Raw genomic sequence first — 23,715 nt, 5'->3', positions numbered from 1 at the left:
AGCAGTGGCGATGCTAGCGGGCCGGCTTGGCCGGTGCAGGCGTCGCCTTCGCCCCCTTGGCGGGCGCTGGCGTGGCCGCCGGCGCAGCGGATGGCGTGGCGGTGGCCGCCGCCTTGCCGGCGATGGTGAGGCCGGCGTCCTGCAGCTTGGCCACGGACTTCGGCCCGATGCCGCTGACGCGCTCGGCCAGGTCGGCGGCGTCCTTGTACGGCCCGCGCTTGTTGCGCTCTTCGACGATGTGGCGGGCCGTCGCCGGCCCCACGCCCTTGACCGAGGTCAGCGCCGCCTCGTCCGCGGTGTTAACGTCGACCGCGGCATGCGCGGTGCCGCCGGCAAGCAGGCACAAGGTTGCCGCGAGGGAGATCAGGGAAAAACGCCGGGCAAGTTGCCGGATCCAGTGCATGGCCATGAAGGCTCTCCTTTCCTGTGGATGGTCTGAGGTACCACCCCCGCCAGGGCGGCGAGGTCAGGTCAGGATAGGGGCGCGCCGCGAGCGCGGCGCATGCGGCAACAAAAGTTGACACCGGCCGCACGAAAGCGTGTCGGCCGGCTTGAAGCAGGAACGCTGCAGGTTCAGCCGTTGCGCTCGAGCAGCCAGCGGCAGTAGCGCGCCACGCCTTCCTCCACGGTCAGGAAGCGTTCGCTGTAGCCCGCGCCACGCAGCTTGGACACGTCCGACTGCGTAAAGCACTGGTACTTGCCGCGCAGCGCGTCGGGAAACTTGACGTACTCGACCAGCCCTTCCTGCACCAGGTCGTCCAGCGACAGCGGCGGCTTGCCCTCGGCCTCGCGCAGCGTGTTGACCACGGTCGCGGCGATGTCGTTGAACGGCTGGGCGCGGCCGGTGCCCAGGTTGAAGATGCCCGACTTCTCCGGATGGTCGAAGAAGAACAGGTTGACCTTGACCACGTCCTCGACCGAGATGAAATCGCGGCTCTGCATGCCCGGGCCATAGCCGCCGTATTCGCCGAACAGCTTCACCGTGCCGTCGGCGCGGAACTGGTTGAAGTTGTGGAACGCCACCGAGGCCATGCGGCCCTTGTGCGTTTCGCGCGGGCCGTACACGTTGAAGTAGCGGAAGCCGACGATCTGCGACAGCGCCGACGGCAGCCGGCGCCGCACGATCTGGTCGAACAGGAACTTGGAGTAGCCGTACACGTTGAGCGGACGCTCGAACTCGCGGTCTTCGCGGAACACCTGCGAGGCGCCGTAGGTCGCCGCCGACGATGCGTACAGGAACTGCGTGCCCTGCTCCAGGCAACTCTCCATCAGCGACAGCGTGTAGCGGTAATTGTTCTCCATCATATAGCGGCCGTCGGTCTCCATGGTGTCGGAGCAGGCGCCTTCATGGAACACCGCACGGACCTTGCCGAACTCGCCGCGGGCAAAGCGCGCGAGGAAGTCCTGCTTGTCCAGGTAATCGGAGATCTCGCAGTCGACCAGGTTGTGGAACTTGTCGGCGCGGGTCAGGTTGTCGACGGCGATGACGTTGGTCTCGCCGCGTTCGTTCAGGCCCTTGACGAGATTGCTGCCGATAAAACCCGCGGCGCCGGTGACGATGATGGTCATGGTCGGATCAGGATGGGGCGCCGCGCCTCAGGCAGCGGCGCCGAACAATTCGGGATAAGTGACGACGGCGGTGCCCAGCTTGCCGACCACGATGCCGCCGGCGCGATTGGCATGCTGCACGGCTTCCTTGAGCGGCACGCCGGCACCCATCATGGTGGCGAGCGTGGCGATCACGGTGTCGCCGGCACCGGATACATCATAGACCTCGCGCGCCTGGGCCGAGACGTGCAGCACTTCGGCTTCGGTATAGAGCGTCATGCCCTCTTCCGAGCGCGTCAGCAGCAGCGCTTCGAGTTGCAGCGCGCGGCGCAGGTTCTGTGCGCGGATGGTCAGGTCGGCCTCGGTCTTCCAGGCGCCGACCACCGCACGCATCTCGGCGCGGTTGGGGGTGATCAGCGTGGCACCGCGGTAGCGCGAGTAATCGTCGCCCTTGGGGTCGACCAGCACCTTGCGGCCGGCCGCGCGGCCGGCGTCGATCATGCGCGTGACATGGGTCAGCCCGCCCTTGCCGTAGTCGGACAGCACCAGCACCTGGTAATCGTTGACCAGGCCCTGGAACTTGTCCTGTACCGCGAGCAGCACTTCATGCGCAGGCGTGTTCTCGAAATCCACACGCAGCAGCTGCTGCTGGTGCGCCACCACGCGCAGCTTGATGGTGGTGTTGATCTTGGCATCGCGGTGCAGGTAGGGCTGCACGTGGCTCTCGGCCAGCAGCGCCTCGAGCGTGCGCGCCGGCTCGTCGTCGCCGACCACGCCCAGCATGCCGACGCGTGCGCCCAGCGCCGCGGCGTTGCGGGCCACGTTGGCGGCGCCGCCCAGGCGCTCGTCGCTGCGCTTGACCTGCACCACCGGCACCGGCGCTTCGGGCGAAATGCGCTCGACGTCGCCGAACCAATAGCGGTCCAGCATCATGTCGCCGACCACCAGGATATGGGACTGCCGGATCTGCTCCTGCGGAATGACGGTCTTGTTCATGAAGATCCTTGGCAATAAACGCGGCGGCAGCGGCCGCCGCGCTAGCTTATCGGTTGATGAGTCCGTTGACCGGCCAGCGCCTTATTCGTTCGACGCCGGCGCAGCCTTGCGGGTCGGGCGGCCGATGGCGTGGTATTCCACGCCGGTCTCGCGCATCGCCTCGGGCTCATACAGATTGCGTCCATCGAAGATCACCGGCGACTTCAGCCGCCGCTTGATCTGCCCGAAGTCGGGGCTGCGGAACACCTTCCATTCGGTCACGATCGCCAGCGCGTCGGCGCCGTCGAGCGCATCCATCTGGTGCTGGTGGAAGCTCACGCGTGCGGCGCCGCCCGGCACGTCGGCCAGGTCGGCCTCCAGCACGCGGCGTGCCTCGGCCATCGAGACCGGGTCATGCACCCGCAGCGACGCGCCGCGCGACACCAGCTCGCGCGCCAGCACGCGCGACGGCGCCTCGCGCATGTCGTCGGTATTCGGTTTGAAAGCGAGGCCCCAGACCGCGAACACGCGGCCGCTCAGGTCGTCGCCGAAGCGGCGCACGATCTTCTCGCCGAGCACGCGCTTCTGCGCGCCGTTGACGGCTTCCACCGCCTCCAGCACGCGCATCGGCTTGCCGTGGTCGGCAGCGGTGCGCATCAGCGCCTGCACGTCCTTGGGAAAGCACGATCCGCCATAGCCGGCGCCGGCATAGAGGAAACTGTAGCCGATGCGCGGATCCGAGCCGATGCCCATGCGCACCAGCTCGATATCGGCGCCGACCTCGTCGGCCAGGTTGGCGAGCTCGTTCATGAACGAGATGCGGGTGGCCAGCATCGAGTTGGCGGCGTACTTGGTGAACTCGGCCGAGCGCACGTCCATGTAGAAGGTGCGCTCATGATGGCGGTTGAACGGCGCGTACAACTGGCGCATGGTGGCCTGCGCGTGGCGGCCGGCGGCGTCGGCGTTGCAGCCCAGCACGATGCGGTCGGGGCGCATGAAGTCTTCGACCGCGGCGCCCTCCTTCAGGAACTCGGGGTTCGACACCACCGAGAACTGCAGGTCTTCCAGCCCGCGCGCGATCAGTTCCTCGCGGATGGCGGCGGTGACGCGGTCGCCGGTGCCCACCGGCACGGTCGACTTGTCGACCACCACCTTGAAGCCGGTCATATGGCGGCCGATATTGCGCGCCGCCGCCAGCACGTACTTGAGGTCGGCCGAGCCGTCCTCGTCCGGCGGCGTGCCCACGGCGATGAACTGCACGTCGGCATGTTCGACGCTGGCTGCCACGTCGGTGGAAAAGGTCAGGCGGCCGGCTTCGCGGTTACGCTGGATCAGTTCCTGCAGGCCCGGTTCGTAGATCGGCACGCCGCCCGCGTTGAGCAGCGCGATCTTCTGCTCGTCCAGGTCCAGGCAGAACACGTCGTTGCCCTGCTCCGCCAGGCAGGCGCCGGTGACGAGACCGACGTAGCCGCTGCCGATAATGGTGACTTTCATAGCTTCAATTCAGATCCGTTGCACGGCCACCGGGAATCAGCCCAGCGTTTCGGAACGCCGCGGGGCATAGGTCTCCCAGCGGTTGCAACCCGGGCACTGCCAATAGAACAGCCGCGCACGGAAACCGCATTCGCGGCAGGTATAGCGCGCCAGGTTGCGCGTGCGCAGTTGCAGCAGGTCGCGGATGGCGGTGGTTTCCCTGGCCTCGTCGCCGTCTTCGGCAACTTCGTCGCCGTGGGCCTGGCCAGCGGCCTCGACCACCGCGGCCTGTGTGGACTGAGCAGCGGGCGCGGCGGCCACCGCCGCCTGCGCCTCGAAATACTTGGTCAGCGCCAGCAGCGTGGGCTGGCGGCGCAGCTGGTCGCGCATCAGGCGTGCCGCGGCTTCGGGGCCGTTCACTTCCAGTTCGGCCTTGTAGGCGGTGTCGAGCACCTCGGGCGCGAGCTTGCCCTTGAGCAGGCCGCGCAGCCATTCCAGCGCCAGGCCCTGTTCGTTGAGCGCGGCATAGGCCTTGACCACGCGCTCGGCCACCAGCGGCAGGAAAGAAGCGTCCTGGCGCTCGATGCCAAGCCAGTGGCCCAGCGCCGCGCGCGCATCGCCCGCCGCCGCGGCGACGTCGCCAAGCAGGATCGGCGCGCGCACGTTGGCGGGATTCTCGGCCACGGCCTGGTTCAGCCATTTCACCGCGTCTTCGGGGCGCTTGCGCTGCAGCGCGTCCTGCGCCAGCTCGCAGCAGAACTGCGCGATCTGCAGGCTGTAGCTCTTTTGCTCCAGCGTCTGCAGCTCACGCGCGGCATCGATCGCCTTCTGCCACTCCTTTTCGACCTCGTAGAGTTCGAGCAGCACGCGCTTGGCCGACGCCGCGTAAGGGCCCGACATCAGCCGGCGCAGCGATTCCTCGGCACGGTCGAGCAGGCCCGCGCGCAGGTAGTCTTCGCCCAGCTCGAACAGCGCGTGCTCGCGTTCGGGCTCGGGCAGGTCGGGGCGCGTGGCCAGGTTCTGGTGCACACGGATGGCGCGCTCGGTTTCGCCGCGGCGCCGGAACAGCGCGCCCAGCGCAAAGTGCAGCTCGGTGGTTTCAGGGTCCAGCCGGGCGACTTCGACAAAGGCGTCGATGGCCTTGTCGGGCTGCTCGTTGAGCAGGAAATTGAGTCCCTTGAAGTAGGAGCGCGGCAAGGCGCCCTGCTCGCTGATCATCTGGCGCACGTCGAAGCGCGCCGCCATCCAGCCAAGGCCAAAGACAAGTGGCAGCACCAACAGCCACCAGGTTTCAAACATCATGGATCAGACTTTCGGGCCGACTACGTTATAGGGAGACTTGCCGTCGCGCGGCACCGGCGCGGCGCCTGCCGCTGCCGCCGAAGGCGCCGCCGTCGACGCCCGTGCGTCCGCGGCCGCGCGCCGCAGCCTGGCCAGTTCCACGCGCTGCCGCATCAGCCCCGGCGCCACCGAGGCCAGCGCCGCCACCGCGCCCAGCGCGAACGCGGCAAACAGGATCAGGATCAGCGGCGCATGCCAGACGGCATTGAAGAACAGCTGCAGCGAGGCTTCTGCGGTATTGCGCAGGGCCAGCACGAACAGCAGCACGAATACGACGATGCGGACGATCCAGGCAAACAGTTTCATGCGGGTAGGCGGCGAGGCAGCATGGCGTTGGGGCGGGCAGACGCGGAGTTAGCGCTAACAGGACGCTCCGTGCAAGGCCCGGCAAAGACCCCGGCATTGTAACGGAATCACTTCACGGATTCGGTAACGTGGCGGTAACGGCGTGCCGGCGCGCGCTCGCAGCTGTCGGCGCGCAGTGTCGGCGCCCTGCCTTGCAGGCGCTGCAGCGTGCCGCCCCGGCCCGCATCGGCCAAAAAAAAGCGCCCCAAGGGGCGCTTTTTTTACAACTCAGTAGCAGGCAGTGCCAGTCGAAGTCAGGAGCGGATGAAATCCAGTCCGCTCTCGTGCAACCCCGTGGGCGCGGCGGATGCTGCGCCCTGGCCTGCCTTTCCCGGCAAGGCTTGCGCCGTGCCGCCGGAATGGCCGTTGCCGTTGGTGCCCGCAGGCGCCGGCTGGCTACGGTCAACCCGTTCGCGCAATTCCTTGCCCGCCTTGAAGTGCGGCACCCGTTTTTCAGGTACCAGCACCCGTTCGCCGGACTTGGGATTGCGCCCCACGCGAGGCGGACGCCGGTTCAGACCAAAACTGCCGAATCCGCGGATCTCGATGCGGTGGCCGTCGGCCAGCGCTTCGGACATCGCGTCGAGTATCGTTTTCACCGAGATGTCCGCATCCCGCAGCAGCAGCTGGGGGAAGCGGGCAGCCAGTTTTTCGACAAGCTCCGACTTGGTCATGGGCATACGCGCAAGCGCGGGGGCCTGCGATTACTGGTTGTCCTGGCCGAGCTTGGCCTTCAGCAGGGCGCCGAGGTTGGTCGTGCCAGCCGTGCCGGTGTCGGCCTGGAACTTCTGCATCGCTTCCTGCTGCTCTGCGCTGTCCTTGGCCTTGATCGACAGGTTGATGTTGCGCGACTTGCGGTCGACGTTCACCACCAGGGCGGTGATCTGCTCGCCTTCCTTCAGCACGTTGCGGGCATCTTCCACGCGGTCGGCGGAGATTTCCGAGGCGCGCAGGTAGCCTTCGACGTCGTCGGCCAGCTGGACCACGGCACCCTTGGCGTCAACGGCCTTGATCGTGCCCTGAACCAGCGAACCCTTGTCGTTGGCCGAGATGAAGTTGTTGAACGGATCGCCCGACAGCTGCTTGATGCCCAGCGAGATGCGTTCCTTGTCGACGTCGATGCCCAGCACCACGGCTTCGACTTCGTCGCCCTTCTTGTACTTGCGCACGGCCTCTTCGCCGGACTCTTGCCAGGACAGGTCGGACAGGTGCACCAGGCCGTCGATGCCGCCCGGCAGGCCGATGAACACGCCGAAGTCGGTGATCGACTTGATCTGGCCGGCGAGCTTGTCGCCCTTCTTGTGGTTGCGCGAGAAATCGTCCCACGGGTTGGCCTTGCACTGCTTCATGCCCAGGCTGATACGACGCTTGTCTTCGTCGATATCCAGCACCATGACTTCGACCTCGTCGCCCAGCTGGACCACCTTGGACGGGGCCACGTTCTTGTTGGTCCAGTCCATTTCCGACACGTGCACCAGGCCTTCGATGCCGGCTTCGATCTCGACGAACGCGCCGTAGTCGGTCAGGTTGGTGACCTTGCCGAACAGGCGGGTGCCTTGCGGGTAGCGGCGCGAGATGCCGACCCACGGATCTTCGCCCAGCTGCTTCACGCCCAGCGAGACGCGGTTCTTTTCCTGGTCGAACTTGAGGATCTTGGCGGTGATTTCCTGGCCAACCGACAGCACTTCGCTCGGGTGGCGGACACGGCGCCAGGCCAGGTCGGTGATGTGCAGCAGGCCGTCGATGCCGCCCAGGTCAACGAACGCACCGTAGTCGGTGATGTTCTTGACGATACCGTTGACGATGGCGCCTTCCTTCAGGGTTTCCATCAGCTTCTGGCGCTCTTCGCCCAGCGTGGCTTCGACCACGGCGCGGCGCGACAGCACAACGTTGTTGCGCTTGCGGTCCAGCTTGATGACCTTGAATTCCAGGGTCTTGCCTTCGTACGGAGTGGTGTCCTTGATCGGACGCACGTCAACCAGCGAACCCGGCAGGAACGCGCGGATGCCGTTGACCATCACCGTCAGGCCGCCCTTGACCTTGCCGGTCACGGTACCCGAGATGATTTCGCCGTCTTCCAGTGCCTTCTCGAGGTTCAGCCACGAGGCCAGGCGCTTGGCCTTGTCGCGCGAGAGGATGGTGTCGCCATAGCCGTTCTCGAGTGCGTCGATGGCCACGGAGACGTAGTCGCCGGCCTGCACTTCGAGTTCGCCCTGGTCGTTCAGGAACTCCTCCACCGGCACAAATGCCTCGGACTTGAGGCCGGCGTTGACGACCACGAAGTTGTGGTCGATGCGCACGACTTCAGCGGAGATCACTTCGCCAGCCTTCATATTGGAGCGGGCGATCGATTCCTCGAACAGTGCGGCAAAGGATTCGTTAGTTTGCAGGTCGGACATAAACGTAAGGTGAAATCCGCAGTACGCTGGCCGGCGCGACGATCGCGCTCAGTCTGCCAGGGCAGCGGGGTCAGGTTTGACAAAAGCCAGCCAGGGCACGGGCCCGGACTGACGCCATCGGGTACGGAAGGGGCGCGCCGCTTCTACGGATGCGCCCGCTGCATGTCATGCATCGGGCCGCACAGCGGCAAACCACTCCAGCACCTGCGCCACTGCCTGATCCACCGTCATGTCGGAGGTATCGAGCAGCTTTGCATCCTCGGCGGGACGCAGCGGCGCGGCGGCGCGGGTGCGATCCCGCGCGTCGCGCGCCTCGAGGTCACGCAAAAGGTCTTCGATATTAGCAGAAATTCCCTTATCAATCAATTGTTTATAGCGCCTGCGCGCGCGCGCCTCGACACTCGCGGTCAGGAACACCTTGAGCTGCGCGTCCGGGAAGATCACCGTGCCCATGTCGCGGCCGTCGGCCACCAGCCCGGGCAGCTTGCGGAAGCTGCGCTGCAGCTGGGTCAGCGCGTCGCGCACCGGCTGGTGCACGGCGATGGCCGAGGCGCGGTTGCCGATCGCCTCGGCGCGGATCGCCAGGCTGACCTCCTCGCCTTGCAGCCAGACGCGGTCCGGCCCGAACTTCACATCCAGGCGCGAAGCAATCCGCGCCAGGGCGTCCATGTCGGCCAGGTCAACACCCACGCGGTCGCTGGCCAGCGCTACCAGCCGGTACAGCGCGCCGCTGTCGAGCAGATGGAAGCCCACCGCGTCGGCAACCTTGTGCGCAACCGTGCCCTTGCCGGAGGCGGTCGGTCCGTCAATGGTGATGACGTTGACGATAGTCATTGCTTATGGCACCCAGTGAAACGATTGATTGTTAATTCTATTGAGAATCATTATCATTTGATCCATGGCATCGCGCCGCGACAAGCGCGGCGCATCCCTCAGTATTGGTCGCGAGGCAATCTACCATGGCAAAAACCCTGACGTTCGGCATCATGCACCTCGGTATCGCGTTCAGCGTGACCTATGCGCTGACCGGCAGCCTGGCCGTGAGCGGTGCCGTCACCTTTATCGAACCGGCCATCAATACCGTGGCCCACTACTTTTTCGACAAGTACTGGGACAAGCGCAAGCACCGCCACGCGCCGGCCACTGGCGACAGCGCCGCAGCCCCCGCCGGCAACGGTGCCGACGCCAGCCTGGTCAGCGCGTGACGCCGGCAAATACGCTGAAATAGTCCGGGAACGTCTTCGCCACGCAGCCCGGCTCGTTGATCCGCACCGGCAACGGGCCGAACGCCGCCAGCGAGAAACACATCGCCATGCGATGGTCATCATAGGTGCCAATGCCGTCGGCCGGGGTCTGCCAAGGCTGCGGCGGCGTCACGCGCAGGTAGTCCGGGCCTTCCTCGACCACGGCGCCCAGCTTGCGCAGTTCCGTCGCCATCGCGGTGATGCGGTCGGTTTCCTTGACGCGCCAGCTGGCGATATTGGTCAGCGTGGTCGTGCCTTCGGCAAACAGCGCCGCCACCGCCAGCGTCATCGCCGCGTCGGGGATATGGTTGCAGTCCAGCTCGATGCCGTGCAGGCGCCCGTCGTCGCGCTCGGTGCCGCGCACCTCGATCCAGTTGTCGCCCGCCATCACGTTGGCGCCCATGCGGTTGAGCGCATCGGCAAAGCGGACATCGCCCTGGATGCTGGCCATGCCGACGCCTTCCACGCGCACCGGGCCGCCACCGATCGCGCCGGCGGCCAGGAAGTACGACGCCGACGACGCGTCGCCCTCGACAAAGATCTCTCCCGGCGAGCGGTAAGCCGCCCCCGCGGGCAGGATGAAGCGCTCCCAGCCCTGCCGCTCCACCTCGATGCCGAAACGCGCCAGCAGGTTCAGCGTGATCTCGATATACGGCTTCGAGATCAGCTCGCCCACGACTTCGATCTCGATGCGGCCGCTGGCCGACTGCGCCAGCGGCAGGCTCATCAGCAGCGCGGTCAGGAACTGGCTGGAAACATCGCCACGCACGCGGATCGGCGCGTCGATGCGCAGGCTGGGCGGCTGGATATGCAGCGGCGGGAAACCTTCGTTGCCAAGGTAGTCGATCACCGCGCCGACCTGGCGCAGGCCATCGACGAGATCGCCGATCGGCCGCTCATGCATGCGCGGCACGCCGGACAGCTTGTAGCTGCCGCCCTGCAGCGCCAGCGCGGCGGTCAGCGGACGGATCGCGGTGCCGGCATTGCCCATGAACAGCTCGGCCGACTTGTTGGGGAAGTCGCCACCGGCGCCGGTGACGATGTAGTCGGCGCCCTCCTGGCGCCAGGCCACGCCCAGCGTGCGCAGCGCCTGCAGCATCACGCGGGTATCGTCGGAATCGAGCAGGTCGCGCACGCGGGTCTCGCCGTTGGCGAGCGCGGCCAGCAGCAGCACGCGGTTGGAGATGCTCTTCGAGCCCGGCAGCCGGACGGTGCCGTGGGCGCGGGTCAGGGGGCCTAGCGTCAGGTGTTCCATGGATGTCATGGGCGCCGGGGCGCCGCGTTCAGGCGATGGGCCAGGGCCATCAGGGTTCGATATGGTGGTTGCCCGCGGCACGCTCGGCGCCCCAGGCCAGCCGGGTCTTGCTGGCGCGCGTGAAGATGCGTTCGAGCGCGTCGCCGTCGCCTTTCTCGATCAGCGTCTTCAGGTGCGCCAGCACCGACTGGTAGGTATTCAGTTCGCGCAGCAGCGCGTCGCGGTTGGCAACGCAGATGTCGCGCCACATTTCCGGCGACGAGGCTGCGATCCGCGTGAAATCGCGGAAACCGCCGCCGGCAAAGTCCAGCTTCAGCGCCGCATCCTCGGCATTGGCCACCTGCGCCACCAGCGCGTACGACAGCACGTGAGGCAGATGGCTGACCGCGGCAAACACCGCGTCGTGCTGCACCGCCGACATCACGTGGCAATGCGCGCCGGCGCTTTCCCACATGGCGCGCACCGCGGCAACATCGGCGCGCGCGTTTTCCTGCAGCGGACACAGCACGGTCTTCTTGCCGTCGTACAGGTCCGGCAGCGCGGCCTCGACGCCGTTGAGCTCGCGCCCGGCGATCGGGTGGGCGGGCACGAACTGCGCGGCCTTGTCGCCCAGCGCGGTCTTGGCGGCGATGATCACGTCGGACTTGGTGCTGCCGGCATCGGTGACGATGGTGCCGGGCTGCAGGTGCGGCTCGAGCGCATGCAGCAGCGCAAAGTTCTGCGCCACCGGCGCGCACAGCACGATCACGCTGGCGCCGCGCGCGGCATCGGCCAGCGTCGCGGCCTCGTCGATCACGCCCAGGTCCAGCGCCTTCTGCAACGAAGCCGCTGAGCGCCCCACCCCGACCACCGTGCCCACCACGCCGGCGCGCTTGAGCGCCAGCGCGAGCGAGCCGCCGATCAGGCCGACGCCGACAATGACAACACGGGAAAAATGCAATGCACTCACAATCACAGGCCGCAAGCGGCGGTAGTTCGGTTCAGACCGAGGTCAATCATTGGGCTCAATCGGCAGTAGGACCAGCGGCGTTTGCGGCGTCCGGCCTCAGGCCAGCGCCCGCTCCAGCGCCGCGATAAACGCCGCGTTCTCTTCCGGCAAGCCGACGGTCACGCGCAGCCATTGCGGCAGGTTGTAGTTACCCACCGGGCGCACGATCACGCCCTGCCGCAGCAAGGCCAGGTTCACGCGCGCGCCGGCGCCGTCATCGTCGCCCACGCGCACCAGCACGAAGTTGCCGGACGACGGCACGTATTCCAGGCCGAGCCGGTCGAATGCTTCGGTCAGCTGCCGCTTGCCGTCGCGGTTCAGCTCCGCGCTGCGGCGCAGGAAATCGGTATCGGCGAGCGCGGCGATGGCCGCGGCCTGCGCCACGCTGTTGACGTTGAACGGCTGGCGGATGCGGTTCAGCAGGTCGGTCAGTTCCGGCTGCGCCACCGCGTAGCCGATGCGCAGGCCCGCCAGGCCATAGGCCTTGGAGAACGTGCGCGACACCATCAGGTTGGGGTAGCGGCGCACCCAGGCAATCGCGTCGTATTGCTGGTCGGCATCGAGGTATTCGTTGTAGGCCTCGTCCAATACCACCACGACATGGCGCGGCACCTGCTGCAGGAACGCCTCGATCTGCGCCGCCGGCAGGAAGGTGCCGGTCGGGTTGTTGGGGTTGGCGATAAAGACCAGGCGCGTATCCGGCGCAATCGCCGCCGCCATCGCGTCGAGGTCGTGGCCGTAATCGCGTGCTGGCACTTCGATGGCGCGCGCGCCGATCTCCTGCGTGGCCAGCGCATACACCGCGAACGAGTATTCGGCATAGACGATCGACTGGCCCGGCTCCACCAGCGCATGCGCGGCCAGTTCCAGGATGTCGTTGCTGCCGTTGCCCAGCGTCAGCCAGTCGGCGGGCACGCCGAAGCGTGCCGACAGCGCGCCCTTCAGCGCAAAGCCGTTGGCATCGGGATAGCGGCCCAGCTCGGCCACGGCAGCGGCCACCGCTTTGCGGGCCGATTCCGGCATGCCCAGCGGGTTCTCGTTGGAGGCGAGCTTGACGATGCCGGCCTCATCCAGGCCGAACTCGCGCGCGACTTCGGCGATCGGCTTGCCCGCCACGTATGGCGAAATCGCCCGCACATAATCCGGGCCGAAACCCGCTGCGCCGCCCTGCTTGCCCTGCTCTGCCATCTTGTCTCCTTGTGCGTTCCGGCTGCCTTACTTGCTCGACGGATACGAGCCCAGCACCTTCAGGTAGGCCGCATTGCGGCGCAGCTCTTCGATCGCGCGCGCCACCGCCGGCTCATGCTGGTGCCCTTCCACGTCGACGTAGAAGTAGTATTCCCACGCGCCGCTGCGCGCCGGGCGCGACTCGAAGCGGCACATCGACACGCCGTTCGCGGCCAGCGGCGCCAGCAGCTGGTACACCGCGCCGGCCTTGTTGGGCACCGACAGGATCAGCGAGGTCTGGTCGCTGCCCGAGGGCTCGGTCTCGTAGCGGCCGATCACGGCAAAGCGCGTGCGGTTGTGCGGATCGTCCTGGATATGCGTGCGCACCAGGTGCAGGTGATAGCGGTTGGCGGCGGATTCGCCCGCAATCGCGGCCACGGTCGGGTCTTCGCTGGCCATGCGCGCCGCTTCGGCATTGCTCGACACCGCCTGGCGTTCGAGGTGCGGGTAGTTGGCGGTCAGCCAGTGCTGGCACTGCGCCAGCGCCTGCGCATGCGCGCGCACCACCGTGACGCCGTTCATGTCAGGCGTCGATGCCATCAGGTTGTGGTGCACCTTGAGCGCAATCTCGCCGCTGATCTTCAGCGAGGTCTGCAGGAACAGGTCGAGCGTGCGCGACACCGCGCCCTCGGTGGAGTTCTCGACCGGCACCACGCCGTATTCGACCGTGCCCGCCTCGACCGCGCGGAACACCTCGTCGATGCTGGGGCAAGGCACGCCCGACACCTCGTGGCCGAAATGCGCGTACAGCGCCTGCTCCGAGAACGTGCCGGCCGGCCCCAGGAACGCCACTTCCAGCGGCTTCTCCAGGCCGCGGCAGGCGGACATCACCTCGCGCCAGATTGCCGCCACGCTTTCGCCCAGCAGCGGGCCCGGGTTGGCGCCCTGCACCTTGCGGATGACCTGCAGCTCGCGCTCCGGACGGAACACCGGTGCGCCGTACTTCTTCTTGACCTCGCCCACCTCGAGCGCGAGCCTGGCGCGGCGGTTCAGCATCGCCAGCAGCTCGCGGTCGACGGTATCGATCTGCTCGCGCAGCGGCCCCAGCTCGACCGACAGCTGGCGCTCGGCATCACTCAGGTGGCTGTCGCCGTTCTGCGGCGCATTGGGCGGCGTCTCCTCGCGCGCGGGGGTGCGGTCTTGGCTTGTCATGTTGTATCGATCCGGTGGGCCGCCGGGCGCGGCGGCCAGAAAACTGCCCGCGCGGGCCGGCATGCCGTCGCTGGCATGCGCTGACCCGACAGCGGGAATGCGCGTCAGGCGGAGGTCCGCTCGAACTCGCGCATGAATTCGATCAGCGCCATCACGCCTTCCAGCGGCATGGCGTTGTAGATGCTGGCGCGCATGCCGCCCACGGTCTTGTGCCCCTTCAGCTGCACCAGGCCGTTGGCCCGGGCCTGCTGCAGGAAGGCCTCGTTGCGCGATTCGTCGCCCAGGAAGAAGGGTACGTTCATGCGCGAGCGGCAGCTGGGATGGATTTCGTTGCGATAGAAATCGCTCTGGTCGAGGTAGTCGTACAGCGCCGACGCCTTGGCGATATTGCGCTGTTCGATCGCGGGCACGCCGCCCTGGCGCTTGAGCCACTGGAACACCAGGCCGGCGATATAGATCGCATAGGTCGGCGGCGTGTTGTACATCGAGTTGTGCTCGGCCACCAGGCGCCAGTTGAATGCCGACGGGCACAGCGGATGGGCATGGCCGAGCAAGTCCTCACGCACGATCACGATGGTGACGCCGGCCGGGCCGATATTCTTCTGCGCGCCGCCGTAGACCACCTGCACGCGCGACCAGTCGATCGGGCGCGACAGGATGTGGCTGGAGGCGTCCGCCACCACCACGCGGTCGCCCTTGACCTGGCCGATATCGGGGATGTCCTGGAACTCCACGCCGACGATGGTCTCGTTGGTGCACAGGTGCACGTAGCCGGCGTCGTCGGACAGCTTCCAGTCGGCCACGTCCGGAATGCGGTGGTATTTCTGCGCCTCGCTGCTGGCGGCGATATTGACCGCGCCGTAGCGGCGGGCCTCCTGCTCGGTCTTGACCGACCAGGTGCCGGTGACGACGAAGTCGGCCTTGGGCGCGTCGGCATGGCGCAGGCGCATCAGGTTCAGCGGCACGATGCCGTTTTCGCCGATGGCACCGCCCTGCAGAAACAGCACGCGGTAGTTGGCGGGAATATGCAGCAGCTCGCGCAGGTCGGCGATGGCCTGGTTGTGGATGCCTTCGAACTCGCGGCTGCGGTGGCTCATCTCCATCACCGAGACCCCGGTCCCGCGCCAGGACAGCATCTCCTCGGCCGCCTGTTGCAGCACTTCGGCGGGCAGCGCCGCCGGGCCGGGCGAGAAGTTGTAGACGCGTTCGGCCAATGCACGCTGCATCATGCCGGCAAGAGCGGGATTCTGGGGATCGTTCATGAGACGGGGGGAATGGAAAAATGGCTGCCGGTGTTACCCAAGCAGCCATTATCCCTCAAACCCGCGCCCCGTTGGGCGCCCGGGGCTCAGCCCCGGGTTGCCGCGCCCGACCGAACGCTGTCGGCCGGGTGGCGGGCGGATCCGTTGCGGATCACGCCGGCATCACTTCGAAGCGGCGGTGATTTCCTTCTCGGCGGCGTCGCGCATCGACTTGCCGACCTGCGGGCCGTACTTCTGCATCATCGAGCCCCAGATTTCCTGCGTTGCCTTGCCCTGGTTGGCCATGAACTTCTGGCCGGTCGGCGACTTCAGGAAAGTGGTCAGGTCCTTCAGTTCCTGCGTCGAGTAGTACTTGCCGAAGGCATCGTAGTGCGCCTGGATCGCGTCCTTGCGGAACGCATCGGTAGTGAACGCCGTGCCGGCGCCATCCACGACACGCTGGACCGCACCGTTCTTCTTCAGCTTTTCAACCGCGGCCTGCTTCTGCTTGTCGCTGAGGGTCTTGTTTTCGACCAGCACCTGCTCGAGGACCAGCGGCGCTTCCTGCTTGGCGCCTTGCTGCCAGTTCTCTGCCTGGCCCTTCACAGCCTGGTCTGCCTGCATGACGGAAAGCAGTTCCTTGATGGCTGCCGTCTTTTCCGCGTCCTGTGCGTGGGCATGCTGCGCCATCATGAAGGTCGGGACAAAAGCAGCCAGAACAGCGATACGTCGATAGGTTTTGAGCATTGTGACTCCCTGGTAAATACGTCCGTTTTAGTCCGGACAGCCGCGAGGCGAGTTCCGGCTGGCGTCCTATTGTTGCAACAATTTACGTTTGGTCTTAAGGATTCGCGTCGGCGTCCGCACCTGCGGCACCTTCGGCACCCTCGGCCTCGTCCGGCTCCTCACCGTTGCCGCCGTTGTCGGCATCGCTTTCGACGATGCGCTGCAGCCCGGACAGCTTGGTGCCCTCGTCCACGTTGATCAGCGTGACGCCCTGGGTGGCGCGGCCCATTTCGCGGATTTCCGCCACCCGGGTACGGATCAGCACGCCGCCAGTGGTGATCAGCATGATCTCGTCCTCGGGCGAAACCAGTGCAGCCGCCACCACACGGCCGTTGCGCTCGCTCGTCTGGATCGCAATCATGCCCTTGGTGCCGCGGCCGTGTCGAGTGTACTCGGCGATGGGCGTGCGCTTGCCGTAGCCGTTCTCGGTCGCGGTCAGCACGCTGCCGCGCACGCACGCATCGGCCGCCTCTTCAGCGGTCTCGGCCGGCGCCACCAGCATCGCGATCACGGCCTGGCCGTCTTCGAGGTTCATGCCGCGCACGCCGCGGGCCTGGCGGCCCATCGGACGCACGTCGTTCTCGTCGAAGCGCACGGCCTTGCCGGCGTCGGAGAACAGCATCACGTCGTGCTGGCCGTCGGTCACCGCCGCACCGATCAGGTAGTCGCCTTCGTCGAGGTCGACCGCAATGATGCCGGCCTTGCGCGGGTTGGAGAATTCGGTCAGCGCGGTCTTCTTGACCGTGCCGCGCGCGGTCGCCATGAAGATGAAGTGCTCGGCGTCGAACTGCCGCACCGGCAGGATGACGTTGATCTTCTCGCCCTCCGACAACGGGAACATGTTGACGATCGGCCGCCCGCGCGAGTTGCGCGAGCCCTGCGGCACCTCGTAGACCTTCAGCCAGTACAGCCGGCCCCGATTGGAGAAGCACAGGATGTAGTCGTGGGTGTTGGCCACGAACAGCGTATCGATCCAGTCGTCTTCCTTGGTCGCGGTCGCCAGCTTGCCCCGGCCGCCACGCTTCTGCGCCCGGTATTCGGAGATCGGCTGGCTCTTCATATAGCCGCTGTGCGACAGCGTGACCACCATGTCCTGCGGAGTGATCAGGTCCTCGGTATCCAGCTCGGTCGCGTTCAGTTCGATTTGCGAGCGGCGCTCATCGCCGAATTCGGCACGGATCGCCGTCAGTTCGTCGATGATGATGGTAGTAATCCGCTCGGGGCGCGCCAGGATATCGAGCAGGTCGGCGATTTCCGCCATGATGTCGCGATATTCCTGGACGATCTTGTCTTGTTCCAGCCCGGTGAGGCGTTGCAGGCGCATTTGCAGGATTTCCTGCGCCTGGCCGTCGGACAGTCGATACAGGCCGTCGGCCTGCATGCCGAACACCGCCGGCAGCCCGTCCGGCCGGTACGACGCGCGCCCGCCCGGAGTTTCGCCCTCGGCGCGGGCCAGCATTTCGCGCACCAGCGCGGAATCCCAGGCCTTGCTCATCAGCTCCTGCTTGGCCACCGGCGGCGTCGGGGCGGCCTTGATGATGGCGATGAACTCGTCGATATTGGCCAGCGCCACCGCCAGGCCTTCCAGCACATGGCCGCGCTCGCGCGCCTTGCGCAGTTCGAACACCGTGCGGCGGGTCACGACCTCGCGCCGATGCGCCAGGAAGTACTCCAGCATCTGGCGCAGGTTCAGCAGGCGCGGCTGGCGGTCGACCAGCGCCACCATGTTCATGCCGAAGGTGTCCTGCAGCTGGGTGTTCTTATATAGGTTGTTGAGGACGACCTCGGGCACCTCGTTGCGCTTGAGCTCGATTACCACCCGCATGCCGGACTTGTCCGACTCGTCGCGGATGTCCGAAATGCCTTCGATCTTCTTCTCGGTGACCAGCTCGGCGATGCGCTCGAGCAGGGTGCGCTTGTTGACCTGATACGGCAGCTCGTCGACGATGATGGCCTGGCGCTGGCCGCGGTCGATATCCTCGAAGTGCGTCTTGGCGCGCATCACCACGCGGCCCCGGCCGGTGCGGTAGCCTTCGCGGACGCCCTGAATGCCATAGATAATGCCGGCGGTCGGAAAATCCGGAGCCGGAATCAATTCAATCAGCTCGTCCACCGTCGCCTGCGGGTTGCGCAGCAGATGCAGGCAGCCATCGACGATTTCATTCAGGTTATGCGGAGGGATATTGGTGGCCATGCCCACCGCAATACCCGACGAACCATTGATTAGCAGATTGGGAATACGCGCCGGCAGAATCGAGGGCTCTTTTTCAGAGCCGTCGTAGTTGCTGTCGAAATCGACGGTTTCCTTGTCGATGTCGTGCAGCATCTCGTGGGCGATTTTCGACAGGCGGATTTCGGTATAACGCATGGCCGCGGCGTTATCACCGTCCACCGAACCGAAATTCCCCTGGCCGTCGACCAGCATGTAGCGCAGCGAGAAGTCCTGCGCCATGCGCACGATGGTGTCGTAGACCGCGGTATCGCCGTGCGGGTGGTACTTACCGATCACATCCCCAACGATACGGGCCGACTTCTTGTAGGCGCGGTTCCAGTCGTTGTTGAGTTCGTGCATCGCATACAGCACGCGCCGGTGCACCGGTTTCAGGCCATCCCGGACATCGGGAAGCGCGCGCCCGACGATCACGCTCATGGCGTAATCGAGGTAGGAGCGGCGCATTTCCTCTTCTAGGGAGACCGGAAGGGTTTCTTTTGCGAATGGATCCATTGCGGCGTGGTTTATGCGGCAGGTTTAAGCAAATGACAGGCCTTTGGCGCGCGGCGCCGGTGGGCGCCTGACGGCTGGGCAACGTGCCATTCTAACATGCCGGCACCCCCTGCCCGGCGCTCTCCGGACAGGCCCCGCGGGAGCCCGCGGAGGCCGCTGCCGAAACCCGGAATCCCTGATGCCACAAGGCTTTGCGGGCGATACAAGACCCATGTTGCACAAACACCACAGGCCCAAAACCCATGCGGCGAATCGAATATATTTACTTCTTAGGAAACGACCCTTGTGGCACAATTCCCCAGCGAAGAGCCAGACATTGTTCGAAGTGGAGCATCCGCCACATCGAGAATGTTATACTCCGAAGAATGTATGACTTGTTTTCGTCCATTTGCTCGCAGTAACCCTGCGGTGATCTCATCCTGAGAGGAGAAATATGAAAAAATTTGCCAAGCTCGCGCTCGTTGCAGCTACCGCAGTAATGGCTGCATCCGCTCAAGCTCAGTCCGTCCCTTATGAAAAGAAGGCAGTGAACGACAACTGGGGCAACGGTACGAGCGAGTACGTGTGGAAGAATGGCACGAACGAGCTCTGCTGGCGCGACAGCTCCTGGACCCCGGCCACGGCCAACGCGCTGTGCGACGGCGCCCTGGCCCCGGCCGTAGCAGCCCCGGCTCCGGCTCCGGTGGCTCCGCCGGTTGTCTCGAGCGAGAAGGTCACTTTCGCTGCTGACACGCTGTTCGACTTCGACAAGGCTGTGCTGAAGCCCGAAGGCAAGGCCAAGCTGGACGACCTGGTCTCGAAGCTGCAAGGCATCACCCTGGAAGTCATCATCGCCGTTGGCCACACCGACTCCTTCGGCTCGGACAAGTACAACGATCGCCTGTCGATCCGCCGCGCTGAATCGGTCAAGGCTTACCTGGTGAGCAAGGGCGTCGAAGCCAACCGCGTCTACACCGAAGGCAAGGGCAAGCGCCAGCTGAAGGTTGACCCGAAGTCGTGCAAGGGCAACCGCAAGGCGCAGATCGCCTGCCAGCAGCCGAACCGCCGCGTGGAAGTCGAAGTGGTCGGCACCCGCAGCGCACGTTAATCGGAACCCTTCCGATCCAAGAAGCCCAGCGCAAGCTGGGCTTTTTTTTTGGTACAGTTGCCCGGACTGTCCCCTTCCTCCACCCGCGGCGGCCAGCGCCGCCGGACCCGCATACGATGACGTTGCAATCGCACACCCTCCACGCAGCCGACGCCGCCAGCCAGCACCCGCCGCGCCGGAATGCCGACCCCAAGGAAATCGACAAGTTCAGCGAACTGGCCCACCGCTGGTGGGATCCGCAGAGCGAGTTCAAGCCGCTGCATGAGCTGAACCCGCTGCGCCTGGGCTGGATCGATGGCATCGCCGCACTGGCGGGCAAGCGGGTGGTCGACGTGGGCTGTGGCGGCGGCATCCTGTCCGAGAGCATGGCGCGCCTCGGCGCCACCGTGCGCGGCATCGATCTCTCCAGCAAGGCGCTGAAGGTGGCCGACCTGCACAGCCTCGAGTCCGGCGTTGCCGTGACCTACGAGGAGATCGCCGCCGAAGCGCTGGCCGCGCGCGAGCCGGCCAGCGTGGATGTGGTCACTTGCATGGAGATGCTGGAACACGTGCCGGACCCGGCTTCGATCGTGCACGCGTGCGCGACGCTGGTCCGTCCGGGCGGCCATGTGTTCTTCTCGACCATCAACCGCAACCTGAAGGCCTACCTGCTGGCCATCGTCGGCGCCGAATACGTGCTCAACATGCTGCCGCGCGGCACCCACGACTACGAGAAGTTCATCACGCCCTCGGAGCTGGCCCGCTTCGGGCGCCAGGCCGGGCTGGACCTGGCCGAGATGCGCGGCATGACCTACAACCCGCTGTCGCAGGTCTATAGCCTGGGCCGCGACACGGACGTGAACTACCTGATGGCATTCCGCCGGGTGGCCGCATGAGCGCGGCCATCGCAGGAGTTTTCTTCGACCTCGACGGCACCCTGGCCGACACCGCGCCGGACCTGGCCGCGGCGGCGAACCGGCTGGTGGTCGAGCGCGGCCGCCCGCCGGTGGCCTATGACAAGCTGCGCCCCGTGGCCTCGCATGGCGCGCGCGGACTGCTCGGCGCCGCGTTCGGCTTGCGCCCGGAGGACGCCGAATTTCCGGCCCTGCGCGATATCTTCCTGGATTACTACGAGGCCGACATCGCGGTGCACACGCGCCTGTTCGACGGCATGCCGCAGGTGCTGGCCGCGCTCGAGGCGGCGGGCATCCCGTGGGGCATCGTCACCAACAAGATCGCGCGCTTCACGGTACCGCTGGTCGCCGCGATCGGCCTGGCGCCCCGCGCCAGCGCCGTGGTCAGCGGCGACACCACGCCGCACGCCAAGCCCCACCCCGCCCCGCTGCTGCATGCTGCCGCAAGTGCAGGGGTCGACCCGAGCCGCTGCGTCTATGTCGGCGACGACCTGCGCGACATCCAGGCCGGCAAGGCCGCCGGCATGATCACCGTGACCGCCGCCTATGGCTACTGCGGCGACGGCGACCCGCCCGAGGCCTGGGGCGCCGACCACCTGATCCGCCACCCGGCGGAGCTGATCCCGCTGCTGGTGCCCGCCGCGATCGCCTGAAAGTGCGCTGGCAGTATCCGGGGACCCGGCCTGGAACTACCCAAGACAGCTTGCGTCCAACCGGGTACAATCCAGCTTCCTCACTGGGGCCGACCTGGTTTCGACGTGGGTTACAAAGCAGTGGAGGGCATACCGAGGACCCGTCACCTCGTTAATCAATGGGAATGCAATAACTGCTAACGACGAACGTTACGCACTGGCAGCCTAAGGGCCGCCGTCCTCGCACTGGCTCGCTGACGGGCTAGGGTCGCAAGACCACGCGAGGTCATTTACGTCAGATAAGCTCCGGAAGGGTCACGAAGCCGGGGACGAAAACCTAGTGACTCGCCGTCGTAGAGCGTGTTCGTCCGCGCTGCGCCGGTTAAATCAAATGACAGAACTAAGTATGTAGAACTCTCTGTGGAGGGCTTGCGGACGCGGGTTCGATTCCCGCCGGCTCCACCAGTATTCAGTCCGATGCAGTACCAGCAGGACCAGCAACCCGCGACAGCCCAGGCTGCGCGGGTTTTTCTTTGCCCGGCGCCGCCAGCGGCATGCGCCGGGAAAAAACAACATCCCCAGATTTGGGGATGCCGGGCGCGCCACACAGGCCCATGATGCGATGCGGGCGATCCGCGACTCGTCCGCTGCCACTTCGAGCCCTCGTCCACCCGGCCGAGGGCTTTTTCTTGTTCTGCGACGGCCAGGGACGGGAAAATTTCCGACCCCAAAATAGGCCAAGCCTTATCGCTTCACTAGGGTGCCGGTCCTATCGTAGCAAGGACTTTCACTGGCATGCCGCTGGTTGTCATAAACCAGTGCCCCGCGCTGCGGGACTTTGACGAGGCAAGCCGCATCCCTGACCCCGCTATGAACCGAACCCGACTGTTCCATCTCCTGCGCCGCTTGCTGGTCGTGGTGGCGTGCTTCGTGGCACCGCACCTGGCCCATGCGAAGTGCACCGCCACGCCGTCGCTGCCCTATGACCAGACCCTCGACAGCATGGCCATCGCAGTCAACCTTGCCGAGGGCAGCACGATTCCCGGAACGGTGCGCAGCTATCAGTTCAGCGGCAGCTGCACCAACGTGGAGCCCTGGGTGGTGCCTGGCGCCCCGATCGTCTCCTGCTACTACGGCTCCGGTACCGAAGTGAAGCCAGGTGTCTATTCCACCGGCGTTGCGGGCGTCGGCATCCGTCTGCGCAATGCCGCCGGCCAGCCGATGACCAATGCGGTGGGCGTCTGGTGCGACACCCGCGCGGCCAACCTGGGCCACCTCAATGCCGACCTGACCTATTCCGTGTCGGTGACGGTCGAGTTCGTCAAGACCGGACCGATTTCGACCGGCAACCTCGACCCCGCGCAGACCCGCTTTGGCTTCGGCGTCTATAACGGGTCGCTGGATGGCGCGCTGAGCGGCACGGGCAACCGCGACAACTACATCGGCTTTTCCGGCACCATCGCAACGCGCGAAATCTCCTGCAGTGTGTTCGCGCCCCCCACCGTAAGCCTGCCTGCGGTCAGCGCCAAGACGCTTGCCACGCAAGGCTCCGGCGGCAACACGCCGTTCGCCATCCAGCTGAGCTGCAACAGCGCGGCCATCGTCGGTATCACGCTCGACGCTGCCTCCGGCACGCCGGTGATGTCGGCCGCGTCCGGCATCCTCGGCCTGAGCAACGCCGGCGCCTCGGACGCGGCGGGCAACACGGGCGTGCAGATCATGAATGCCAGCGGCACCGCGCCGGTGCCGCTGCAGGTGCGCAATGCCATGGGCAGCATCCAGGCCAACGTACCCGCCACCTATCGGTTCGGCGCCCGCTATGCCCGCTTTGGCGGCACCCCTGCGCCGGGTAACGTCAGCAGTTCGATGGTGTTTACGCTGGACTACCAGTAAGGGCCAGCGCGGCAGTGACGTAGCGGAAGCATGGTTCATCGCTACATCGCGGAACCGAAGGACTACAATAGCCCGCTGCAGTCCTTCAAGGCTTTCGCGATGTCCGACCATCCCCGCTTTACCATCAACCGCTCCATGATCGCCCTGGTGCCGGAACAGCCGTTCCTGGACTGGATCCAGGCGGTCGATCCCCAGCCCGTGGCCGGCCTCACGCTGGAGCAGGTGCGCGAAGACCAGAGCGTGTTCCTGCTGCCCGAGGAGCTGGCGGACACGCACGAGAACGCCGTCCACTGGGTCGAAAAGCGCTGGCAGGATTTCTTCGAATTCATGCTCGGCGAATGGTTCGACGACTCGGCATGGCCCGAGGAACTGTCGCTGAAGATGTTTCGCGAGTGGTTCAGCGTGCGCTATCACTCGATGGTGTTCGACATGGCACCGGACGTACCGGTGATGCACGACGACTGGGACGACGAGGACGATTCGTCCGAGCTGCTGCACTGACCTCCCGGCT

Annotated in this window: 22 protein-coding genes and 1 other RNA gene; 7 read left to right on the top strand and 16 right to left on the bottom strand. The window is 66.0% G+C overall.

The genetic code is table 11. The features are described 5' to 3' along the window. Positions 1 to 13 precede the first annotated feature (13 nt). From A2G96_RS05130 to cmk, 9 genes are all read right to left on the bottom strand, one after another. Positions 14 to 409, bottom strand: a complete 396-nt coding sequence (locus tag A2G96_RS05130) for a ComEA family DNA-binding protein (protein WP_062797356.1) — start codon at positions 407 to 409, stop codon at positions 14 to 16. Positions 410 to 573: 164 nt separating this feature from the next. Next, positions 574 to 1,569 carry an ADP-glyceromanno-heptose 6-epimerase gene (gene rfaD, locus A2G96_RS05125; protein ID WP_062797354.1) on the bottom strand — a complete coding sequence of 332 codons (996 nt, stop codon included), beginning with the start codon at positions 1,567 to 1,569 and terminating at the stop codon, positions 574 to 576. A 27-nt stretch (positions 1,570 to 1,596) separates the two neighbouring features. Beyond that, entirely contained in the window at positions 1,597 to 2,544 is a 948-nt protein-coding gene (gene rfaE1, locus A2G96_RS05120) for a D-glycero-beta-D-manno-heptose-7-phosphate kinase (protein WP_062797352.1), read from the bottom strand. An 81-nt stretch (positions 2,545 to 2,625) separates the two neighbouring features. Then, positions 2,626 to 4,017, bottom strand: a complete 1,392-nt coding sequence (locus A2G96_RS05115; RefSeq protein ID WP_062797350.1) for a UDP-glucose dehydrogenase family protein — start codon at positions 4,015 to 4,017, stop codon at positions 2,626 to 2,628. 36 nt (positions 4,018 to 4,053) lie between these two features. Next, a complete protein-coding gene (gene lapB, locus A2G96_RS05110; RefSeq protein WP_062797348.1) occupies positions 4,054 to 5,298 on the bottom strand; it encodes a lipopolysaccharide assembly protein LapB in 1,245 nt (414 codons plus the stop codon). Between the two features lie 3 nt (positions 5,299 to 5,301). Continuing rightward, positions 5,302 to 5,643, bottom strand: coding sequence for a lipopolysaccharide assembly protein LapA domain-containing protein (locus A2G96_RS05105; protein WP_062797347.1), 342 nt, complete (start codon positions 5,641 to 5,643; stop codon positions 5,302 to 5,304). Positions 5,644 to 5,936: 293 nt separating this feature from the next. Further along, positions 5,937 to 6,356: an integration host factor subunit beta gene (locus A2G96_RS05100; protein ID WP_062802068.1), complete on the bottom strand. Its 420-nt coding sequence runs from the start codon at positions 6,354 to 6,356 to the stop codon at positions 5,937 to 5,939. A 30-nt stretch (positions 6,357 to 6,386) separates the two neighbouring features. Next, positions 6,387 to 8,081: a 30S ribosomal protein S1 gene (rpsA, locus tag A2G96_RS05095; protein WP_062797346.1), complete on the bottom strand. Its 1,695-nt coding sequence runs from the start codon at positions 8,079 to 8,081 to the stop codon at positions 6,387 to 6,389. 165 nt (positions 8,082 to 8,246) lie between these two features. Further along, positions 8,247 to 8,915, bottom strand: a complete 669-nt coding sequence (gene cmk / locus A2G96_RS05090) for a (d)CMP kinase (protein WP_062797345.1) — start codon at positions 8,913 to 8,915, stop codon at positions 8,247 to 8,249. Between the two features lie 125 nt (positions 8,916 to 9,040). On the opposite strand from cmk, the gene A2G96_RS05085 reads away from it, so the two are divergent. Next, positions 9,041 to 9,286 carry a DUF2061 domain-containing protein gene (locus A2G96_RS05085; RefSeq protein ID WP_062797344.1) on the top strand — a complete coding sequence of 82 codons (246 nt, stop codon included), beginning with the start codon at positions 9,041 to 9,043 and terminating at the stop codon, positions 9,284 to 9,286. Here the strand turns inward: A2G96_RS05085 and aroA are convergent. From aroA to gyrA, 7 genes are all read right to left on the bottom strand, one after another. Then, entirely contained in the window at positions 9,276 to 10,580 is a 1,305-nt protein-coding gene (gene aroA, locus A2G96_RS05080; protein ID WP_062797343.1) for a 3-phosphoshikimate 1-carboxyvinyltransferase, read from the bottom strand. The genes A2G96_RS05085 and aroA overlap by 11 nt on opposite strands. Before the next feature lie 49 nt (positions 10,581 to 10,629). Beyond that, the gene (locus A2G96_RS05075; RefSeq protein ID WP_150124053.1) at positions 10,630 to 11,529 is read right to left on the bottom strand and encodes a prephenate dehydrogenase; all 900 of its coding nucleotides are present in this window, start codon (positions 11,527 to 11,529) and stop codon (positions 10,630 to 10,632) included. Positions 11,530 to 11,625: 96 nt separating this feature from the next. Then, positions 11,626 to 12,756, bottom strand: coding sequence for a histidinol-phosphate transaminase (hisC, locus tag A2G96_RS05070; RefSeq protein WP_062797341.1), 1,131 nt, complete (start codon positions 12,754 to 12,756; stop codon positions 11,626 to 11,628). Positions 12,757 to 12,783: 27 nt separating this feature from the next. After that, positions 12,784 to 13,947, bottom strand: a complete 1,164-nt coding sequence (gene pheA, locus A2G96_RS05065; protein ID WP_062802066.1) for a prephenate dehydratase — start codon at positions 13,945 to 13,947, stop codon at positions 12,784 to 12,786. A gap of 104 nt (positions 13,948 to 14,051) precedes the next feature. Further along, the gene (gene serC / locus A2G96_RS05060; protein ID WP_062797339.1) at positions 14,052 to 15,209 is read right to left on the bottom strand and encodes a 3-phosphoserine/phosphohydroxythreonine transaminase; all 1,158 of its coding nucleotides are present in this window, start codon (positions 15,207 to 15,209) and stop codon (positions 14,052 to 14,054) included. 162 nt (positions 15,210 to 15,371) lie between these two features. Next, a complete protein-coding gene (locus A2G96_RS05055) occupies positions 15,372 to 15,935 on the bottom strand; it encodes a DUF2059 domain-containing protein (protein WP_062797337.1) in 564 nt (187 codons plus the stop codon). A 94-nt stretch (positions 15,936 to 16,029) separates the two neighbouring features. Beyond that, the gene (gene gyrA, locus A2G96_RS05050) at positions 16,030 to 18,699 is read right to left on the bottom strand and encodes a DNA gyrase subunit A (protein ID WP_062797335.1); all 2,670 of its coding nucleotides are present in this window, start codon (positions 18,697 to 18,699) and stop codon (positions 16,030 to 16,032) included. 433 nt (positions 18,700 to 19,132) lie between these two features. Between gyrA and ompA the strand changes: the two genes are divergently transcribed. The 6 genes from ompA (at position 19,133) to A2G96_RS05020 (ending at position 23,705) form a co-directional block, all read left to right on the top strand. Beyond that, on the top strand, positions 19,133 to 19,786 hold the full coding sequence (gene ompA, locus A2G96_RS05045) for an outer membrane protein OmpA (RefSeq protein ID WP_062797334.1): 654 nt from the start codon (positions 19,133 to 19,135) through the stop codon (positions 19,784 to 19,786). A gap of 116 nt (positions 19,787 to 19,902) precedes the next feature. After that, positions 19,903 to 20,661 (top strand): bifunctional 2-polyprenyl-6-hydroxyphenol methylase/3-demethylubiquinol 3-O-methyltransferase UbiG, encoded by a 759-nt coding sequence (gene ubiG / locus A2G96_RS05040; protein WP_062797332.1) that lies wholly within the window; start codon positions 19,903 to 19,905, stop codon positions 20,659 to 20,661. Continuing rightward, entirely contained in the window at positions 20,658 to 21,332 is a 675-nt protein-coding gene (gene gph / locus A2G96_RS05035; protein WP_062797330.1) for a phosphoglycolate phosphatase, read from the top strand. Before ubiG ends, gph begins: the two co-directional genes overlap by 4 nt. An 85-nt stretch (positions 21,333 to 21,417) precedes the next feature. Beyond that, positions 21,418 to 21,776: a transfer-messenger RNA gene (gene ssrA, locus A2G96_RS05030) on the top strand. 405 nt (positions 21,777 to 22,181) lie between these two features. Further along, positions 22,182 to 23,204, top strand: coding sequence for a fimbrial protein (locus A2G96_RS05025; protein WP_062797328.1), 1,023 nt, complete (start codon positions 22,182 to 22,184; stop codon positions 23,202 to 23,204). A gap of 99 nt (positions 23,205 to 23,303) precedes the next feature. Further along, on the top strand, positions 23,304 to 23,705 hold the full coding sequence (locus tag A2G96_RS05020; protein ID WP_062802065.1) for a hypothetical protein: 402 nt from the start codon (positions 23,304 to 23,306) through the stop codon (positions 23,703 to 23,705). Positions 23,706 to 23,715: the final 10 nt, after the last annotated feature.

Source organism: Cupriavidus nantongensis, assembly GCF_001598055.1.
Classification (GTDB): domain Bacteria; phylum Pseudomonadota; class Gammaproteobacteria; order Burkholderiales; family Burkholderiaceae; genus Cupriavidus; species Cupriavidus nantongensis.
Note: the sequence above shows the minus strand (reverse complement) of the source record. Positions and strands in the feature narration are given on the sequence as shown.